This is a genomic window from Pirellulimonas nuda, from assembly GCF_007750855.1.
In the GTDB taxonomy this organism is placed as follows: Bacteria; Planctomycetota; Planctomycetia; order Pirellulales; family Lacipirellulaceae; genus Pirellulimonas; species Pirellulimonas nuda.
Window position 1 is genome coordinate 41,758 of the sequence record NZ_CP036291.1, and the last position, 18,760, is coordinate 60,517.

General features: G+C 65.9%; 14 protein-coding genes. 9 read left to right on the forward strand and 5 right to left on the reverse strand.

Annotation, left to right across the window (positions count from 1 at the left end):
* Positions 1 to 307 precede the first annotated feature (307 nt).
* Positions 308 to 2,020, forward strand: coding sequence for a CotH kinase family protein (locus Pla175_RS00165; RefSeq protein WP_231954086.1), 1,713 nt, complete (start codon positions 308 to 310; stop codon positions 2,018 to 2,020).
* Between the two features lie 805 nt (positions 2,021 to 2,825).
* Here Pla175_RS00165 and Pla175_RS00170 read toward each other — a convergent pair.
* Positions 2,826 to 4,151, reverse strand: coding sequence for a glycosyltransferase family 87 protein (locus tag Pla175_RS00170; RefSeq protein ID WP_145280129.1), 1,326 nt, complete (start codon positions 4,149 to 4,151; stop codon positions 2,826 to 2,828).
* Between the two features lie 17 nt (positions 4,152 to 4,168).
* Positions 4,169 to 5,149, reverse strand: coding sequence for a UbiA family prenyltransferase (locus Pla175_RS00175; RefSeq protein WP_145280131.1), 981 nt, complete (start codon positions 5,147 to 5,149; stop codon positions 4,169 to 4,171).
* Positions 5,150 to 5,731: 582 nt separating this feature from the next.
* On the opposite strand from Pla175_RS00175, the gene Pla175_RS00180 reads away from it, so the two are divergent.
* Positions 5,732 to 7,114 (forward strand): alpha-L-fucosidase, encoded by a 1,383-nt coding sequence (locus Pla175_RS00180; RefSeq protein ID WP_231954087.1) that lies wholly within the window; start codon positions 5,732 to 5,734, stop codon positions 7,112 to 7,114.
* Between the two features lie 61 nt (positions 7,115 to 7,175).
* Positions 7,176 to 7,436 carry a hypothetical protein gene (locus Pla175_RS00185; RefSeq protein WP_145280132.1) on the forward strand — a complete coding sequence of 87 codons (261 nt, stop codon included), beginning with the start codon at positions 7,176 to 7,178 and terminating at the stop codon, positions 7,434 to 7,436.
* A gap of 51 nt (positions 7,437 to 7,487) precedes the next feature.
* Here the strand turns inward: Pla175_RS00185 and Pla175_RS00190 are convergent, their stop codons facing one another.
* From Pla175_RS00190 to Pla175_RS00200, 3 genes are all read right to left on the reverse strand, one after another.
* Positions 7,488 to 8,555 (reverse strand): hypothetical protein, encoded by a 1,068-nt coding sequence (locus tag Pla175_RS00190; protein WP_145280135.1) that lies wholly within the window; start codon positions 8,553 to 8,555, stop codon positions 7,488 to 7,490.
* Between the two features lie 12 nt (positions 8,556 to 8,567).
* Complete coding sequence (locus Pla175_RS00195; RefSeq protein WP_145280137.1) at positions 8,568 to 8,966, reverse strand: hypothetical protein; 399 nt, start codon at positions 8,964 to 8,966, stop codon at positions 8,568 to 8,570.
* 148 nt (positions 8,967 to 9,114) lie between these two features.
* Positions 9,115 to 9,459, reverse strand: coding sequence for a hypothetical protein (locus Pla175_RS00200; protein WP_145280139.1), 345 nt, complete (start codon positions 9,457 to 9,459; stop codon positions 9,115 to 9,117).
* A 132-nt stretch (positions 9,460 to 9,591) separates the two neighbouring features.
* Between Pla175_RS00200 and Pla175_RS25745 the strand changes: the two genes are divergently transcribed.
* From Pla175_RS25745 to Pla175_RS00225, 6 genes are all read left to right on the forward strand, one after another.
* Positions 9,592 to 9,768, forward strand: a complete 177-nt coding sequence (locus tag Pla175_RS25745) for a hypothetical protein (RefSeq protein WP_197527170.1) — start codon at positions 9,592 to 9,594, stop codon at positions 9,766 to 9,768.
* Positions 9,769 to 9,957: 189 nt separating this feature from the next.
* On the forward strand, positions 9,958 to 11,553 hold the full coding sequence (locus tag Pla175_RS00205; protein WP_145280141.1) for an outer membrane protein assembly factor BamB family protein: 1,596 nt from the start codon (positions 9,958 to 9,960) through the stop codon (positions 11,551 to 11,553).
* Between the two features lie 66 nt (positions 11,554 to 11,619).
* On the forward strand, positions 11,620 to 13,506 hold the full coding sequence (locus Pla175_RS00210) for a sulfatase-like hydrolase/transferase (RefSeq protein WP_145280143.1): 1,887 nt from the start codon (positions 11,620 to 11,622) through the stop codon (positions 13,504 to 13,506).
* A 70-nt stretch (positions 13,507 to 13,576) separates the two neighbouring features.
* On the forward strand, positions 13,577 to 15,025 hold the full coding sequence (locus Pla175_RS00215; RefSeq protein WP_145280145.1) for a sulfatase-like hydrolase/transferase: 1,449 nt from the start codon (positions 13,577 to 13,579) through the stop codon (positions 15,023 to 15,025).
* 9 nt (positions 15,026 to 15,034) lie between these two features.
* Positions 15,035 to 16,234, forward strand: a complete 1,200-nt coding sequence (locus Pla175_RS00220; RefSeq protein ID WP_145280147.1) for a putative glycoside hydrolase — start codon at positions 15,035 to 15,037, stop codon at positions 16,232 to 16,234.
* Positions 16,235 to 16,261: 27 nt separating this feature from the next.
* Entirely contained in the window at positions 16,262 to 18,550 is a 2,289-nt protein-coding gene (locus Pla175_RS00225) for a right-handed parallel beta-helix repeat-containing protein (RefSeq protein WP_145280149.1), read from the forward strand.
* Positions 18,551 to 18,760 lie beyond the last annotated feature (210 nt).

Consider the following 18,760-nt stretch of genomic DNA (forward strand, 5'->3'; position numbering starts at 1 on the left):
ACGACAAGTCCGCCGCGGGCAACGCCGATCGGCGGGCGCCAGCACGCCCCCGCGCGGGCTTCTCGCGGAACCGGGCGGCGGGCGTGGGGTTTAGGGAGTAACCCCGTGTCCCTCCGCACCCCAGATGACCGCCGGCTTCAGAATGCTGCATCACGCTCGCTTCGTTCCCCTTTTGCTCCTGATCGCTTCGCTTGCTGCACCGACAGTAGCCCAGCCACCTGGGGCCCAGCCACCTGGGGCCCAACCCCCGGAGGCTCCTTTCCCAGGCGGCGGAGGACCGGGCGGCCCTGGAGGTCCCGGCGGGCCGATGGGGGGACCGAAGATCGAGCTCGTTAAAGAGTTCGACGCCAACGGCGACGGCTGGCTCAACCAGCAAGAACGCGCCGCCGCCCGCAAGGCGCTCGCCGAACGGCCCCAGGGGCGTGGCCGCGGCTTTGGCGGCCCCGGTGGCGGACCGGGCGGACGGCGCGGCGGACCCCCGGGGGGGCCTGGCGGCCGCGGCAACCGCGAACCCGGCAAGCCGGGCCCGCACGTTAAGCCCAGCGAAGTCGCCGCGTACCCAGACGCCCCCCTGTACGACCCCAGCGTGCTCCGCACGCTGTTCTTCGAGTTCGAGTCGGACGACTGGGAAGAAGAGATGGCCCAGTTCAAGCCGACCGACGTCGAGGTGCCGGCCACGCTCACCGTTGACGGCAAGACCTACCCCAACGTCGGCGTCTCTTTCCGCGGCGCGTCTTCGTTCATGATGGTCCCCAGCGGCTCGAAGCGGTCGCTGAACGTGTCGCTCGACCTCGCCGACGACACCCAACGTATCGACGGCTACAAGACCCTCAACCTGCTCAACAGCAACGGCGACCCGTCGATGATGAGCACCGTGCTCTACTCCGATATGGCCCGCCAGCACATCCCCGCCCCCAAGGCCAACCTGGTCCGCGTGGTGATCAACGGCGAGTGCTGGGGCGTGTACGTCAACGTGCAGCAGTTCGACAAGGTGTTCACCAAGGAGAACTTCGGCGACTCGCAGGGGACGCGTTGGAAGGTCCCCGGCAGGCCCGGCGGCGACGCGGGGCTGCGGTACGTCGGGGACGACATCGAGGCGTACAAGTCGACCTACGAGATGAAGTCGAGCGACGGCGACAAGGCCTGGAAGGCGCTCGTTGAGCTCTGCCGGGTGCTCCACGAGACCCCCGACGACCAGCTCGAACAAGCCCTCAAGCCGATCCTCGACGTCGACGGCGCGTTGTGGTTCTTGGCGTACGACGTAGCGCTGGTCAACAGCGACGGGTACTGGACCCGCGCCAGCGACTACAGCTTGTTCCGCGACAAAGACGGCGTGTTTCACGTGATCCCCCATGATATGAACGAAGCCCTCCGCGCCGGCCACGGCGGCCCTCCCGGACGCGGTGGCCCCGGTGGTCCCGGCGGTCCCGGCGGCCCGGGCGGCTTCGGGCCCCCGGACGGCGGCGGTCCTCCCCCCGGACCCTTCGGCGACGCGTTCGGCCCCCCTCGCGATGACCGCCGCCAAGGGCGCGGCGATCGCGGCGCGGGTGGCGGCGGGCGTGGCGGTGGCGGTGGTGGTGGCGGCGGGACCGACCTCGATCCGCTGGTCGGCCTCGACAACGCTCGCACCCCGCTGCGTAGCCGGCTGCTGGCCGTGCCACATCTGCGCGAGCGGTACCTCGACCACCTCCGCCAGATCGCCCGCGAGCAGCTCGACTGGGAGCAGCTCGGTCCGAAAGTGGCCGCGCACCGCGCGTTGATCGAGTCGGCGGTCGCCGAGGACACCCGCAAGCTCTCCTCCACCGAAGCGTTCCTGGCGTCGACCTCCCCCGACGCGCCGGCGCCGGCCGCCGCAGGCCCGGCCCCCGCGGGGGCAGAGCGGGGCGCCCCAGCCCCAGACGCCGACGCGTCGCTACGCGGCTTCGCCGAGAAGCGCGGCAAGTTCTTGCTACAGCACCAAGCCCCCAAGCCGTCCGCCCCCTCCACCCAGGCCGGCAACCCCCGTCGTCCGCCGGGGTAAGGCCACCCGGCGAGTTGTGTCCTTTTGTCCCCCTCGCCGGCAGTCGAGAATCTGACAAAACCCTGCTCCGAGCCCCCCGCCCCCGCGGTTTTTCGTGGATCGGCCGCGGCGCCATCCCCTCCTTTCCCCCAGCGTGGGGGGGGCGCCGGCGCGTGCTGGTGGACAAAAGACCCCGTCAATCGGACACCCCCCGAGCGAGTGGAACCTACGCGACGCAGAGCCGCCGGACGCTCTCGGCTCACTGGCCCACTTGGCAGTCGCGCGTCAGCGGCGCCTAGCGGACACCCCTAGTGGACACCGCGGGGACAAAACCCCGCGCGGCTCGCCGCGTCGCCTCCCTGCGTGCGTACCTCCAGCCCCCCGGCCTTGGGCGCATGGCGCCGGGGGGTGGACGGTCGGTCCGCCACGCGATTATCCGGCGGGGAGTGGCTATTTGCGAGCGCGTTTTGCGCCGCCCGGGCCTTTTTGTCGCCCGCTGGGGGGCGAGGTAGAATCGGATCCTCACGGGCTTTTCCTCACCGGCGGACTGCGCTCCGACAATGACCACCAGCAGCACGCCGTGAACTAAGGCTTCGATCGCGAAGGCCTCGGCGCGTCGACGGCTTAGCCAGGGGCCGCAGGCTCACCGCGGAGAAGCAGCGGCTACTGCGGGGCTGGCAGCCGGGCTTGCCCTGCAAACGACCACTCCCGACTTCACACCGGGAATTGGGCGTGGTAGGGAAGTGGGGTAGGTGGTTCTGCGGGCGCGAACGATCAGGGCGTCGGAACTATGCCCAAGCGTCTCTTGCCAGCGAAGTCACGCACGCTACGTCACTGGCAACCGCGGTTGGAAGGCGACGGCGCTCGCCTGTGAGCGGCGCAGACCCTGAACCGCCATCACCAGCCAGACGATCACCGTCGCCCAGAACGTCATCCGAAGCGACGCTAGGGCGAAGGCCGCCAGGATGGTCGTTAGGGCGAGCGGACGGAGGTCGTCTCCCGGCTGGCTGTCCGAGCTGTTCGACCACAGCAGCGCAAGTGCGGGCAACAGGTGAACGCCGTAGTGCGTCAACGTGCCGGGGTAGATCAGCAGCATCATGGCCAGCGTAGCGCCCACCGCGTAGGCGTCCCCTTCACTTCGAGTTCTCCAGATCACGACCGCTGTGGCTGCCGTGAGCAGGAGGGTCGCGGCGAGCACAATTGGACCATCGAGCAGCGTACTGGCCGTCGCGTCCAGGCCCGTGGCGCGCAGCAGCTCGCCAGACAGCGACTGGTTGATGGTCTGAGCCAACAGGTACTGCTCGCTGATCCCCTCGTGCTGGAGGAACTGGCTGAAGATTTCGGGGCCCAGCAGGATAGTCGTGAGGGCGGTGACGAGTGCGAGCGTGCCTGCTGCGGCGGCGAGGGCCGACCAGCGGGCGCGGAGCAGCAGGTACAGGCCCAACGATGCCGCGAGCGGCTTGACCAGCACGCCCAACGCCAACCAAACTCCGGCGCGGGCCCGCGTCCGATCACGCCAGAATAGTAGAATCGAGAGCAGCACCAGGAAGTTCGTCTGGGAGAAGACAAACGTGGCCGATGTCGACCAAAACGCCAGCACCATCGCGGCCAGCGGAAGATACGAATCGATCCGAGCGTCCCTGACGAATAGGGAGCGGAAGAGCGCCAGGCAGGCCGCGAGCGCCGCGGCCTGAACCAAGTTCCACAGCAGCAGGGCCCAACCGAAGGGCGCCCACCCCAGGGGGGCGAAGAGCAGCAGCGACGGCGGCGGATAGAAGCAGTACAGCTCGCGGCGCAGCTCGGGGCTGGGGGAGAGCGGCTCGGCGATCCGGAGCAAGTTCTCATGGTCGTAGGGGCTGGTCCCCTGGGCCACCGCCACGCCCCAGGTCCAGAAGTGCTTGAAGTCCCACTCGCGCGGCGAGCGGACATTGGACGCGATGATGCCGGCGTCCAGTAGGACGAAAGCCGCGCACATTGCCCCGGCAAGAAGCACCCCCGATCGCTCGGCGGAGCGTCCGAATCGGTCGCGGTACATCGTGGCTGCTAGGGCTGCTCCCAGCGGGATTACCGCGACCAACCAGAGCACGTGCTTGGAACGGAGCGACTCGAGCGCGATCGAATCGGCGAGCGTGATCAGCGGAGTGGCGAGCATAGCGAACCCAATGGCGTTCAGGTTGACATCAGCAGCAAGGCCGCGACGGCAGCGGCTAGAAAGTAGCTGCCTTTGTCTCGTAAGGCGAAGACCACAGGGTCGTCGTGCATCTGCCCGCGGCTTGCCTTCAGCCAGACCCGCATCGACCAAGCCAGGACGAGCGGGCAGGCAAGCCACAGCCACTCGGGCCGATCGTAGAGCACGACTACTTGGTCGGACTGGAGGTACAGCACGATGACCAACGCCGCGACCAGGCTGGCGGCGACGCCGAACGTCATCAGCAGGGGCGCGTCATCAACCGTGTACGCCCGCCTTGGAGCGGAGTTGCCGCCCCTCTTGGCGACGAGTTGGAGCTCTGCGAACCGCTTAAGCAGGGCCAAGCTCAAAAAGAAGAACAGCGAGAACGCCAGAAGCCAAGGCGAACACTCGATGGAGACCGCCGCCGCGCCGATCAGCACGCGGTACGCATAGAAGGCGGCCAACATGACGACGTCCACGATCGCTTGCCGCTTGAGGCCGAGACTATATGCCATCGCGAGCCCGATGTAGCCCACGAGCATCGCCGTGAATCGAGTCGGGAGTAGCAGCCCCGACGCGCCCAAACCAGTGAGCGTCAGCGCCGCTGCCGCTAGGCATGCTCCGCGGACCGTGATCCTGCCCGCGGCGAGCGGACGTCGGCTCTTGGTCGGGTGAGCACGGTCTGCGGCCAGGTCGAGAACGTCGTTTACCAAGTACACTGCGGACGCCACCAAGCTGAACACGAGAATCGCGATGAGCGCCTGCTCCACCTTGGGCCAGTTGCTCAGCTCGTGGGCGGTGACAAGCGGAACCGCGAGCAGCAAGTTCTTGGACCACTGGTGAACGCGGATTTGCCGCAGCCAGACGCCGATGCCCAGGGCGGCCGGCGTCTCATCGCTGTGTTCCCCCGGTGCGGCGGTGCGCGCGCGGAGGTCCGCGCTCGCAGCGGCCTGGGTCGTAGGGTTGGGGTTGGCGCGCATGGCGTCCCGGAGTGGGCGATCGACTCGGGGGACGCCGAGAAGTTATTGGTAGAACTGGTACTCTTATGCGCCACAAAGGCGGCGTATCGTGCGAAGTTAAATCCCCACGTCAGCGGCCCAAGGAAGTCACAGGAGGCTGCTGGACCTTTAGGTTAGTTACGCAGTTTGGGGCAGTCCAGTTAAGCCAATTCACATCCCGCAGGTGTCGCCACTTCGGGACTGGGCGCCCGCCTTGTTGGCGGGCTGCTTTTCTTGGGTTCTGCTCGGTTTCTAGTGGGTAGAAGGGTGTTCATGCATATCGCTATCGGCCTCGGCTCAGGCTCGACAGTGGGGCTTAGTACACCTCTCTTGGTCACGGACCGCGGGCTCATTGGGGCGAAGCAGGGGATGGGCAGGGCGAGGCGCCGCGGACCACGAGCGCAGGCGTGAGGACAATTCGTGAGCGCGTTTTGCGCTGCCCGGGCCTGTTTGTCGCGCGCTGCGGGGCCAAGTAGAATCGGGGCTCGAATCTCTCTGGCTCTTCCCCCATCGGCGGCCTGCGCTCCGGCAGCGCCGCCGGCCCTACGCAACCCACAGGCATCCATGCGCACGAAGAACGCTCCGCCGACCCCGCTCCTTGCCCTGCTTGCGTGCCTGCTGCTGCCGGGCGTCGCGCTGGCCGCCCAGCCGGCGGGCGACGGCGACAAAGGGATGGAGCTCCAGCGGCCGGCCGGCAAGCTCGCGAACGACCCCGCGCGGGCCGAGGAGTTCATGGACTGGGGGCTGGGGATGTTCGTCCACTGGTCGCTCGACTCGCAGCTCGGATCGGTCATTAGCCACTCCATGGTGGGCGCCTCGGACGAGTACCTCGACCGCTTCGTCAACGAGCTCCCCAAGACCTTCAACCCCAAGCGGTACGACCCCGACTCCTGGATGGAGATCGCCAAGCTGGCCGGGGTGAAGTACATGGTGTTCACCACCAAGCACCACAGCGGCTTCTGCATGTGGGACACCAAGACCACCGACTTCGGCATCATGAACACCCCCTACGGCAAAGACGTGGTCCGCGACTACGTAGACGCCTGCCGGCGGCACGGCATCAAGGTGGGGTTCTACTTCTCGCCGGAAGACTTCTGGTTCCTGCGCCACAGCGGCGAGGTGGTCCGCCGGGTGGGGGGGACGGGGCGCGAACGCAAAGCGCTGCTGGCCTACGACAAGCAGCAGCTCGACGAGCTGTTTGGGGGTTACGGCGAGATCGACGTGGTGTTCTTCGACGGCGCCCAGAAGGAGGCGCTTGCGCAGTACATCCACAAGCTCCAGCCGCGGTGCCTGGTGACCCGCGGCGAGATGGAGACCCCCGAGCAGAAGCTCCCCGACGAGCCGCTGCCCGGCCCGTGGGAGTCGTGCTTCACGCTCGGCACGCAGTGGCAGTTCAAGCCGACGAACGAGGATTACAAGACCGGCGGCCAGCTCATCAAGATGCTGATCGAGACCCGCGCCAAGGGGGGCAACCTGCTGCTGAACGTCGGCCCGGAGCCCTCGGGCGTGATCCCCTTCGAGCAGGAGCGGGTGTTCCGCGAGCTGGCGTTGTGGATGTTCATCAATGACGAGTCCATCACCGGTGTGCGCCCCTGCCCGGTCATCGGCGAGCAAGGGGGAGACATCTACTACACGCAGAGCAAGGACGGCAAGTCGGTGTACGCGTTCCTGAACGCGTTCACCGGCAAGAACGCTTGGAAGCGGGGGACGCGCAAAGAGGTGACGCTCAAGTCGCTGAGGGCGACGCCGGACACCCGCGTCTCGGTGCTGGGCCAGAGCAGCAAGGTGCTGGAGTACAAACCCGACGTCGACCCCGAGTCCCGCTACCGTCAAACCGACGCGGGGCTCGAGGTCTCCGTGATGCGCGCCCAGCGGATCTACAACAACAGCGGCTGGCCGAACACGGTGGTGGTGAAGCTGGAGAACGTGGAGTTTGCGGGGGAGTAGCGCTGCGGGCATTCATCCATTTGCACTTCGCACATGGATTTGGGCGTGGTAGGATTAAGACATGGCAACCGCGACACTCCTCGACAGAATCTTCGAACCGTTCGGCGAGGTGCTGACCCCCGAAACGGCGGCCCGGTTTGTTGCGATGCGGGCGGACGATGAGCTGCAGCGCCGCATCGATGAGCTTGCCGACAAGTGCACCGAGGGCCTGCTCACGGACGACGAGCGGGCCGAGTACGACGCCTACATCCAGGCGATCGACTTCATCAGCATCATGCAGTCGAAGGCGCGGCAGGTGCTGAAGCGCAAGGGTCAGTCGTAGGTAGGTGAAGCTGCTGGCGCTAGCGGACTACAAGAATAGGGGGGTGAAATCCTACCAAATGGCAATGTCGTCGGCAAATCCTTCGCGACTGACGGCTTGCAGTGTGATGATTTTCTTCTCGCCTACGACGCCTGGCACTCTCGTATCTGCTACTCGCTGAAACAAGTATGCACATTGCCACTTTCCTCGTGACATACTTCTAGCATCTATCCCCCTTATGATTACCTGCTCTTTAAATAGCCACACTATCGCTGATTGGTCGTCCAGTATTTGTACTGTCTGCACCGGTACGGAAGAATTCGCAGCATCCGGTGGGGGCGGCGGAGCCGGCGGGTACCAACGGATTATCGGATCACCGCTCACGGCCTTGAACACCTCGCCTTCTTTGGCGGCGGCGGCACTCTTCCGTCGCGCAATTAGCACGTTCTTCTGAGAAATATACTCGAAGGCAGCTACCATCGCCCGTGCCTCGGTTGCCGAGTACTTCCCGCCGTGATCGTTGATGTACTTTTGGATCTGCGCCTTCTTCCTTGCTTGCTCATCGTCGCTTTCATCCACGAACTCTTGAATCTGCTCGGCATTGACGACGAATGAGCCGAACGAAGTAAACTCCCTCACCGGTTGCTTTTTTCGAGTTGGAAAGGGCTTCACTGCTGGCTTCACAGGGACAATTCTCTGGATACTGCATGCAGCTCGAGCTTCCTTCAATCTCTCGGCAACCCGATCTTCCTCAGCGCCGTCCAAGCTTGGCAAGGCCTTTGAGTACATGGACGCCGCGAACCTCTTGGCAGTTCTTAATCGCATTCCCTTTAGTCCATCCGAATATTCCCACCATGCGTCGGCGGCCGAAACAAGGGCCGCAGGTTTGTCTCCATCGCTAGCAGCCGTGGCTAGCTTTCGCAGAATTGGATCGTTGCAGATCCGAAGTCGTGGAATCCCTGAGTTCCAGTCTGCGAGTGTTAGGCATTGAAACGTGCCAATGACGGTGTTGTTGGCAGGGCTATCCTTCCCTTGTTCACTCCGTCTCAGCGCATCGCGATAATCCTTCTCCTTCTCCAGTATGTCATCGGTATCTTCGGACAGAGAACGGGCTATGCGCAGTATGTTAGAGTCTCGCATCGAGCTCCCCAGTTATTCCGCAAAGTTGCAAAGCGCCTTCGCGTCGGTTGTGAATCCTTCTGCAACTATGAATTCAACCAACGCCAGAGATTCATTTGCAAGAAGCCGGCGAGAGTCATGAGGAAGGGGTCTACGGATGCTTGCCCACTTCAGCAGGGTTTCAGTTCGAGCCTTGTGCTCCGAAATGGCAAATGCTGATGCTATCGACGTTGATATCTCAAGGGATAGTTCCACGTCTTCCGCCTGGATGGCAAGCTTCTCTGCAGCCCTCAGTAACACATATTGGTAGGCTACGTCGTCTGCAGATGCTTCAGCGCTTTCCACAAGACGAGACGCGAGCTTAGCACGGCCGGACTTGGAACTGGCTTCTGACATCTCGCGCTGGTACAGAGCTGCGAGTTCTGCCCGCACGGGAGCGAGCACCTTCTCTACAGGAATGGGCTGTTTGGAATAGCCGATTGCCGCAAGTGCAATAATCGCGATAGAGCAGCAGGCCGTTGACGCGTCGCAAGGACGAAGTAGATGTCGCGTGTGCGGGCTGCACATGGTACCGCCTGTGCTAGAAACAAGAGTGGCTTTTGATGGCTACGGAGTGCGCCGTATCCGTGATCGCCACCGGAGTGAGGGCATCAAATAGTTTCGGGTCGTCCGGGGTATAGTGCCTCCGTCGCCGGTCATAGCAATCTTCGCAAAGTTTGGTTTCCAGATCGACGTCCATGGTTGAGTACTCCCACCGTCCGGTTACCTTCAGTTCGTCGTTGAAGAGATGGGCGTTGCAGAAGTCACAATGACTGGTCGACAGCTCTAGGGTTACCGAGAGTTCTTCTCCGCTCATTACCTCGCGCGGCATCCGCTCTTCCGCAGAGGGTTCGTCGCCGTAATCTTCGTGCCAATTCGGGGACATGGTTGGATCCTCCGTGAAGTATGGGAATTTGCCCCGTGTCAATGGAGGCCTATTCTACGGATGGTCTTGTGCTATGTCGACGCTTGCGTAGAAATGCGAGTCGCCAAGTGACGCGGACCTTGCGGCCGCCGCATGCCCAACCGCCCGGCGCCCGGCCGCTGGGGCAAGGTGCTGGAGCACAGCCCCGACGCCGTACCCCGGTCGCGTTCCGGCAGGCCGATCCGGGGCCCGAGCTCTACGTCATGCGAGCACAGCGGGCCGAAGGCGGTCGTGATGAAGCTAGAGTGCGTACGCGCCGCGGCAGAGTAGCGTGCGGTCCGCTGGTGAGTAAACTAGACCTGCCCGGGTTCTGCCCCCGAATCTTTTCGTCACCTTACTCAAGCGACTGGGCGTCGAGGCGGACAGCGTCGCCGTAGGCATCGGCCCGGTCTGGCGCGTTCCGCTCGTCAACACAAGACCCAGCGCGGGGACACGCACTCCACCGAGACACGCCGCAGCATGAAACCGATCTACTTTGTCCTGTGTCTCTGTATCGGCTGCGTCTGCGGCCGGCAGTCGATCGCCCAGAACTGGCCCCAGGCCGCGGGGCCGCGGGGGGACTGGAGCACACGCGCCGAGGGGGAGGTCCCGACGCCGTTCAGCGTCGCCAGTGGCAAGAACGTGCTGTGGACGAAGCCGCTGGAAGAAAGCGGCCAGAGCGGCATCGCTGTTTGGGGGGACCGCGTCTTCCTGACGGTCTTGAAGCCCTTCGAGCCGGGGGAGGGGAGGCAGAAGAAGACTTCGGGCATCCGCGCGCTGGCGCTCGACGCCGCGACTGGTGAGACGCTCTGGGAGTACGACATCCAGAGCGGGGGCGAGTCGGTCTACATGTACGGGTTCAGCGATCTTAGCTCTCCGTCCCCCGTGACGGACGGCAAGTTCGTGTGGTTCACCAATGCAGGGGGGAAGCTGGTCTGCCTCGACTGGCAGGGGGGGCTCGTCTGGGAGCGTAGCTGGCGTTCGGAGAACGAGGTGCTGAAGCCCAAGCACGCGTTCCCCTTCAACAAGCAGTTCGAGCCCTACCTGGTCGGCGACACGCTGGTGCACGCCGAGCCCTACGACCGACGGGACGGCCGCAAAGAAGCAGGCTGGCACTACGTGGTCGGCCTCGACAAGAAGACGGGCGCCGAGAAGTGGATTTCCGAGGACGCGCTGACGCACTACAACACGCCGGGCTTCTCAAACCACGCGCTCGGCAAGCCGACGCTGCTGATCGGACGCGGGGGCTACCACAACGTGCCGGAATCGCCCCCCGGCTACTCGATGATCGACCTGGCCAACGGCGAGCGGGTCTGGCGTACGGTGCTCGACGGCAAGGGGGACACCGCGTTGAGCAATGCCTGCTTCAACGACCGCTTTGCTGTGTGGATATCGGAGCACGAAAGCCGGCTGACGGTGCTGGACGCGCAGGACGGCGAGGTGCTGCGGACCATCGACCTGCGTGCGAACGTCGACCTGCGCGTCTACGACCCGCTGCTGGAGCGCTACGTGCTGCGGGAGGACTTCGATCTCACGTCGTTGCCGAAGTCGCGTATCCATCCCGCCTGGTACACGAACTACCTGGACGGGGACCACCTGTACTTCATGTGCTTCAACGACGACCTCAAGCAGCCGTTGATGAAGCGGTGGGGCGACCTGCTGCCGCTGCACTGCTTTGCGCGGGCGAATCTTGTCACGGGCAAGGTAGAGATCCTCGAGGTCCCCGTCCATCTTGATGATCGGGGAGAGCACCTGTGGAAGGAAGAACTGAAGACCACCGGCCTCAATGCACGCGGGATCGACGTGATTAGCGACCAGCGGTCCAAACGCGACGGCTGGTGGTGGTGCTTCAACGGCAACCCGATCAAGGTGAACGACACGCTGTTGTTCACCACGATGATCGGCAACTGCTACGCGTTCCGGGCGGGCGCCGAGCGGTTCGATGAGGACGCGCTCATCAGCCTGAACCCGCTGGGGCCGCGTGGCGAGAGCTGGTCGCTGAACACCCCGACGTTTGCCAACGGAAAGCTGTACCATCGAACGGCCACAGAGCTAATCTGTGTCGGTCGTGAGTGACCGCCACTTGAAGCGCGTCATCTCCGCCGGCGAATCCGCCCTCATCTACCGCAGAGCATCTAGACGATGAATCGAGTTCTACTGACGTTCCCCACCGGTTGTGCGTTAGCGCTGACGCTCGTCGCCGCATTGGCGCCGGCGGCTCAGGCCGGGCGGCCCAACGTGCTGGTGGTCGTGCCCGACGACCTGAGCTACGACGACTACAGCCACTACAACCAGCGGCCCGATGCTCCGCGGACGCCGAACGTAGACCAGCTAGTGGACCAGAGCGTGCGGCTGACCGATTTCCACGTCGCCACGACCTGTGCGCCGAGCCGGGCGCAGTTGATGACGGGCCGCCACAACAACGCCGCTGGCGTGTGGCACACCGTGATGGGCCGCTACTTCTTGGACGCCGACGAGGTGACGATGGCGGACGTCTTCAAGGCCAACGGCTACCGCACCGGCATCTTCGGAAAGTGGCACCTGGGCGAGAGCTACCCGTTCCGCGCCCAGGACCGGGGCTTTGAGCACGTGGTGATCCACCAAGGGGGGGGCATCGACCAGCAGCCCAGCTTCTGGGGGAGCCGCAACGACGCGCCCTGCAGGCTGCTGAAGAACGGCCGGCCGGTGGACTTGGCCCAAACCGACGCCGACTTCGCCACGGACTACTTCACCGCCGAGGCGATCGGGTTCATGCGGGGCTGCCACGCCGCGGGCGAACCGTTCTTCGCCTACGTGCCGTACAACGTGGCGCACCTTCCGCACGACATGCCCCCCGGCGCGCGCCCCGGCGCCGACGCCCCCACGGCCACCATCGAGAACCTGGACGCAAACGTGGGGCGCCTGATGCGGTTCCTCGACACGGACGGGCTGGCGGACGACACGCTGGTGGTGTTCATCCTCGGCGACAACGGCAGGGCCAACGCGCGGTTCCGCGGCGACAAGGCCACCGAGTACGAGGCGGGCCACCGTGTGCCGTGCCTGATCCGCTGGCCCGCGGGGGGCTACGCGGGCGCGCCGGCGACCGCCCGCGACGTGACGCCACTGGTCAGCGCGATGGACCTGCTGCCGACGTTCATGGACGTGCTTTCGCTGCACGACGTGGCGGGGCGTTCGGCAGACGTTCCGCTAGAAGGCCGCAGCCTCAAGACGCTGCTGGACACCGACGACACGAACAACGCGCCGTTCTTCAACGACCGCGTGCTGGTGGCCGACAACCAGCGGCTAGACGACCTGGTGAAGTACAAGCAGGCCTGCGTGATGCAGGACCAGACCGACGCACAGGGGAACATCGCGCACAAATGGAGGTTGATGCGACCGGCCGCCGGGCAGCCTTGGGAGTTGTACGACGTGCAGGCGGACCCACGCCAAGAGAACGACCTGCTGGCCGAACAGAACAGCGGCCCGGCCGGCGCGGCGGCCGAACGCCTGCGGGCCGAGTACGAAGAGTGGTGGCGCGAGGCCAGCGCGCACGCGTCGGAGTACGGGCGCCCGATCGCGGGCTCGGCGGCCGAGCCGGAGGTCTGCCTCTACAGCCACGATTGGCACATGTCCCAGGGGTTGCCGCCGTGGAACCAGACCATGATCGCCGAAGGCCCCAACGCCAACGGGTTCAACGCGGTGGCGTTCGCCCGGGGGGGCGACTACGCCTTCGACCTCCGGCGCTGGCCGCGCGAGATCGCGGACGAGACGACGGTGAGCTCTGCGTTGCGCGAGCCTATCCGCTCGGCGCGGGACAACACGTTGACGCGGGGCAAGGCGCTCCCGGTGCGCGCGGCGCGGATCCGCGTCTGGAACGGCGACAAGACCTACGCCGACGAGCGGCAGGAGGTCGCGCCCGACTCGGACGGCGCCCTCTTCACGCTGCCCCTGCCGGCCGGGCCGGCAATGGTGCAAACGTGGTTCTACGACGCCGACGGCAAGGAACTGTGCGGGGCGTACTACGACTACGTGCGTCTGGCCAAGCCGTAGCGCGCGCGGCGGGCAAGCCGCGTGTTGTGAGCGAGCAAAGTTACACGACTCATCCTTAGGAAAGTTCACCATGAAACCAGCCGCACCCGGTGCGCAGCGATCGCTGCTCGTTCCCTTGAGCGGCGCCCGAGTGAAGGCGATCGCCCTGGCCGCACTGCTCGTCGCGCCGGCGGCCAAGCTGCACGCCGCGGACCCCCCCGCGGCCAAGCCCAAACCCAACATCGTGTTCATCTACGCAGACGACCTTGGCTGGGGCGACCTGTCGTGCCACGGCAACACCTGGCTAGAAACGCCGGTGCTCGACCGCTTGGCCAGCGAGGGGATCGATTTCCAGCAGTTCAACGTGCTTAGCCCCGTCTGTTCGCCCAGCCGCGTGGCGGCCATGACGGGGCGGTTTCCGGCCCGCTTCGGCATCAATCACGTGTTCGGCACGAAGCGGGGGCCGGAGATGCCCGACTGGCTCGACGGCAAAGCGCCCACCATCCCGCGCTACCTCAAAGCGGCGGGCTACCGGACGGGGCACTTCGGCAAGTGGCACATGGGCAGCGGGACGCCGACGATGGCCGACTACGGGATCGACGAGTCGGCGGTGTACGGCGGGCCCGGGCCGAAGATCGACCGCAGCGGCGACGACATCCCCGATCAGGCGGTGCGGTTCATCGAAGCCAACAAGGACGGGCCCTTTTACTTGAACGTGTGGCTGCACGAGAGTCACCTGGCCCACACCCCGTCGGCCGAGTCGCTGAAGAAGTGGGAGCACCTAGACGCACGCCGGCAGGTGTACGCGGCCGTCATCACGGACTGCGACCGCAAGGTGGGGATGATCCTCGATGCGCTGCAGCGCTGCGGCGTCGAAGGCAACACCATTGTCGCGTTCTCCAGCGACAACGGCCCGGAGAACACCGGGGGCCCCAACCAGAAGGGAGAGCCGGGGAGCTGGCGCAGCTACTACAGCCTTGGCGAAACCGGCGGCCTGCGGGGCCGCAAACGCAGCCTCTACGAGGGCGGGGTGCGGACGCCGTTCATCGTACGCTGGCCGGGCCACACCCCGGCCGGGGTAGAGAACCAGGCGACGGTCCTCACGGCCGTCGACCTGCTGCCGACCTTCTGCGCCGCCGCCGGCGTCACGCCGCCGGCCGAGGCCGATGGGGACGGAGAGAACCTGTTGGAGGCCCTCGACGGCAAGCAGGTCGTCCGCACGCGGCCCCTCTTCTGGCGGTACCGATCGACCGATCTGGCGGTGCGCGACGGCGATTGGAAGCTGGTGACGACCCCAGACGGCGAGCAGTCCGAGCTGCACAACCTGAAGTCGGACCGCGCCGAGGAGGTCGCCAAGGACCGATCGGACACGCACCCAGAGATCACGCAGCGGCTGACCAAGCTCGTGCTCGACTGGAACGCCACGCTGCCCACCAAGGCGGACCCTGCCTCCGTCAACCCGGGCCGCGGCGCGGGCCGCAGGGCCAGGGCGCAGCGGGAAGCACAACAGCCAACCAACACCACCCTTCCAACCCGCTAGAGCGATCCCATGAAGCACCTCCACGCCGTCGCCCTTGTCGCCGTGCTGCTTGCGCCGCCCGGTGCGCTTAACGCCGCCGAGTCGTCCGCGCCCTCGGCCGGTGGCGACCGGCTGCCGGCCTTCTCCTGGGACCGCGTGCCGTGCTACGTGCACATCCGCAAGGACACCGCGTTCACGCCCGACGAGGTCCGCTACCTCGCGACGTTCCCGCTTATCACCTTTGAGAAGAGCACCGGGAACCGCGATTCCGGCTCAACCGAGGCGGGCACGCTCAAGGCGGCCCGGGCCGTCAAGGCGATCAACCCCGACGCCAAGATCTTGTACTACCGCAACGTGATCGTGCACTACGGCGGCTACGCGGCGAATGAGGAACTGAACGACGTCTCCGGGGCGTTCCTGGTCGGGCGTAGCGGAGACGACAAGCTGATCCGCGACCGACTCGAGGCGTACGACCTCACCCACCAAGCGCTACGCGACTGGTGGGTCGCCGCCGTGGACGAGGTTTGTTCCGACCCGGCCATCGACGGCGTCTTCCTCGACGGCGTGGTCAAGGTGCTGGAGCCCGCCTTCTTGAAGGGGGTGATCGGGCCGCAGAAGAAGGCCGCGGAGCTGGCGGGGTACGAGCGCCTGCTGGAGGAGACGCGGCAGGCGCTGGGGCCGCAGAAGTTGATGATCGCCAACGTGCTCAGGGCCCGCTTCCCAGATTCGGGCCTGGGCGCTATGAAGGCCCTAGACGGCACCTACATCGAGGGCTTCGAGGGCGCCGTGGGGATGCCCAAGAAGGACTACGTGGCCAAGGGGATCGACGCCTTCCAGCAGGCCGCACGGCAGGGGTACATCGTCGCCTACACGTGCGGGCTGGGCAACAACCTGCAAGACGCCGACGAAGCCCCGCGGGCCGCGGCCAGGGCCGGCAACCCAGTGAAGTTGGGCGCGCGCGCTAAGGACCGTTTCGACTACCAGTTGGCGATATTCCTGATCTGTGCGGAGGAGCACAGCTACTTCGACCTGAAAGACAGCTACGACGCGAAATCCAGCAAGACCTGGATGACGCACCCCCCGGAGTACGACCGCCCGTTGGGCTCGCCCAAGGGCCCGGCGGTCCGCGACGGATACACCTACGCCCGGGAGTTCGCGCACGCGTCGGTCCGGCTCGATATCGAGTCTCAGACGGGAGAGATCGTTTGGAAGGACGCCAAGCCCCAATAGCCCCGCGGTACGAGCGAGCAGCCTGTGATGAGAACGATCCTACTCACCCGCCGCGGCGCAAGGACCGCCGTTGTCTGCGTGCTGGTCTCGGCCTGGTTGTCTGCGCAGCGCGCCAGCGACGGGGCGGAGGTCTACGTGTCGGTCGACGGCGGCGCCCGGGCCGACGGCAGTATGGAGAAGCCGTTCGGGTCGCTCGCCGACGCGGTAGCGGGGGTGAGGGCGCTGCGCAAGGGGGGCGACACGGCGCCGGCGACGATCTTCCTCCGCGGGGGGCGCCATCAGCTCAACCAAACCTTGGTCTTGGGCGTGGAGGACGGCCCGGCGTCGGACACGCGGGCCGACGGCCCGCCGGAGCACGGAGCGGGCCCGCCTGTTGCGCCCGCCTACCTGACCATCGCCGCCTACCCGGGCGAGCAGCCGGTGCTCAGCGCGGGGGCGCAGGTTGAGGGGTGGCGTCGGGTGGACCCCGCTCCGCCGGGGCTCCCCGCCGAGGCGGCCCGCAGCGTGTGGGTCGCCAACCTGCCGGACGAGGTGCAGAAGATCGCTACGTTGTACGACGGCAACGGGCGCTTGAAGCGCGCCAGGGGCGCGGGGTTCGTGCCGACGCGCAAGGGCGATCGAAGCACCCTCTACTTCCCTGCGGGGGCACTCAAGCAGTGGGACAACCTGACGGACGTCGAGCTCCAAGTCCGGCCAAGCCGGGCGTGGGTCATCAACATGCTCCCGCTCGCTTCGGTCGACGCCGCGTCCGGCGTCGCGAAGACCGGGGCGTCGGCCACCTATGAGATCGGGTTTCTGCCCCCCTATCTCCTCAGGCTGATGGAGAAGCCCGCATCGGTGTGGGTCGAGAACACGCTGGAGGCGCTGGACGAACCGGGCGAGTGGGTAGTGAACACCCAAACGCGGAAGCTCTACTTGTGGCCCTCCGACCCGGCGCCGGACGGTTCTCCCCGCGGGGTCCTGGCCCCGACTACCAGCGAGCTGATCCGGGTCGAAGGCGAGATCGACTACCGCGGGCCCGCGGACAAGCCGGTGCATGGGGTCGCCTTCACCGGGCTGACCTTCTCGCACGCCGACCGCTGGGCGTGGACCAGCGATCAAGGCCGCGTGGGGTGGGGCATGCAACACGACTGGGACATGTTCGATCGCCCCACGGCGCTGCTACGCCTGCGCGGCGCCCAGTCGTGCCGCGTCTCTGGGTGCCGCTTTGTTCACTCCGGGGGGAGCGGCCTGCGCATGGACCTTCACGCGCAGCGCAACCGGGTTGAGGGCTGCGAGTTTGCTCACCTGGGCGAGGCGGGCGTGCTGCTGGCCGGCTACGGCCCCGGCGCCAAGGACGTCAACCACCACAACGAGGTCGTGAACAACCACATCCACCACTTCAGCGAGATCACCTGGCACTCCCCCGGGGTCTGGGCCTGGCAGAGCGGGCACAACCGGATCGCCCACAACCATCTGCACCACAGCGGCTACGCCGCGGTGCTTGTCACCACACGCGTCACGCCCGGCCAGAGCCCCGCGGGCGAGGGGGGCATGACCGTGCGCCGCGACGAGATCGAGGCCCAAGTCCGCAAACGCCCGCGCGACGGCTACGCGAGCTGGCGGGCGCGGGAAAAGTACACCCACTCCCGGCACAACCTAGTGGAATACAACGAGATCTCGCACTGCGTGCAGCGGCTCTCCGACGGAAACGCCGTGTACGTGTCTGGCGCCGGCGCAGGGAATGTTGTGCGCTACAACTTCATCCACGATAATGCTTCGCACGTCTTCCCGGCCGCGATCCGCTGCGACGACGACCAGCACGAGACGCTCATCTACGGCAACGTCCTCTACCGCAACGCGGGGCATTCGGCCGCGATCGCCTCGAAGGGGGTCAACGACATCATCAACAACTTCATCGTCGAACCCCTGGCGCGCCCCAGTTCGGGTTACATCAGCCTAGAGTGGGTCCCCGTGCCGGGCTCGAAGATCTCGCGCAACGTGATTGTTTGCTGCCCCGAGGGGGGCAACGCGGTGAACGATCGGCCCAGGGTAGGGGACCCGCCGGACCGGCCCAAGCCGAACATGGAAGAAACGGATATGGACGCGAACCTCTACTTCCACCCCGCCGACCCGGGCTGGGTAGAGGAGCACCTGGCCCGGATGCGGCGTGTGGGCAACGAGCGGGCCAGCCGCTTCGGCGATCCCTTGTTCCGCGACCCGGCCGGGGGCGACTTCAGCTTCCTGCCCGGCAGCCCGGCGTTGGCCCTGGGGATCGAGCCGCTGGATGTCGCTCGCATGGGGCGGACAGACGCACCGCCACCAGATCAGAACTAGCCCATCGACGACTCCTAGCAGCGGATCAAAGAAAGCTCCCGCAAGTATCAAGTGAACCACAGAGTCACCGAGAGCACTGAGACGGACGCAGCAGCAGTAGAAGCAACCGTGACCAAGTCCAATAAGCCAATGGGCCCTGTGGTGATTTTCTTGGTTGCGGGAGTTATTCTTGAGCGGTTCCCTAGGGACCACCCAGGCAGCAGGGCTTCT

Bases quoted from the DNA above. Each gene is read 5' to 3' on its own strand.
- Pla175_RS00170 (WP_145280129.1), bottom strand. From the start codon at position 4,151: ATGCTCGCCACTCCGCTGATCACGCTCGCCGATTCGATCGCGCTCGAG.
- Pla175_RS00210 (WP_145280143.1), top strand. From the start codon at position 11,620: ATGAATCGAGTTCTACTGACGTTCCCCACCGGTTGTGCGTTAGCGCTG.
- Pla175_RS25745 (WP_197527170.1), top strand. From the start codon at position 9,592: ATGCCCAACCGCCCGGCGCCCGGCCGCTGGGGCAAGGTGCTGGAGCAC.
- Pla175_RS00165 (WP_231954086.1), top strand. From the start codon at position 308: ATGGGGGGACCGAAGATCGAGCTCGTTAAAGAGTTCGACGCCAACGGC.
- Pla175_RS00200 (WP_145280139.1), bottom strand. From the start codon at position 9,459: ATGTCCCCGAATTGGCACGAAGATTACGGCGACGAACCCTCTGCGGAA.
- Pla175_RS00190 (WP_145280135.1), bottom strand. From the start codon at position 8,555: ATGCGAGACTCTAACATACTGCGCATAGCCCGTTCTCTGTCCGAAGAT.
- Pla175_RS00225 (WP_145280149.1), top strand. From the start codon at position 16,262: ATGAGAACGATCCTACTCACCCGCCGCGGCGCAAGGACCGCCGTTGTC.
- Pla175_RS00215 (WP_145280145.1), top strand. From the start codon at position 13,577: ATGAAACCAGCCGCACCCGGTGCGCAGCGATCGCTGCTCGTTCCCTTG.
- Pla175_RS00180 (WP_231954087.1), top strand. From the start codon at position 5,732: ATGCGCACGAAGAACGCTCCGCCGACCCCGCTCCTTGCCCTGCTTGCG.
- Pla175_RS00205 (WP_145280141.1), top strand. From the start codon at position 9,958: ATGAAACCGATCTACTTTGTCCTGTGTCTCTGTATCGGCTGCGTCTGC.
- Pla175_RS00175 (WP_145280131.1), bottom strand. From the start codon at position 5,149: ATGCGCGCCAACCCCAACCCTACGACCCAGGCCGCTGCGAGCGCGGAC.
- Pla175_RS00220 (WP_145280147.1), top strand. From the start codon at position 15,035: ATGAAGCACCTCCACGCCGTCGCCCTTGTCGCCGTGCTGCTTGCGCCG.
- Pla175_RS00185 (WP_145280132.1), top strand. From the start codon at position 7,176: ATGGCAACCGCGACACTCCTCGACAGAATCTTCGAACCGTTCGGCGAG.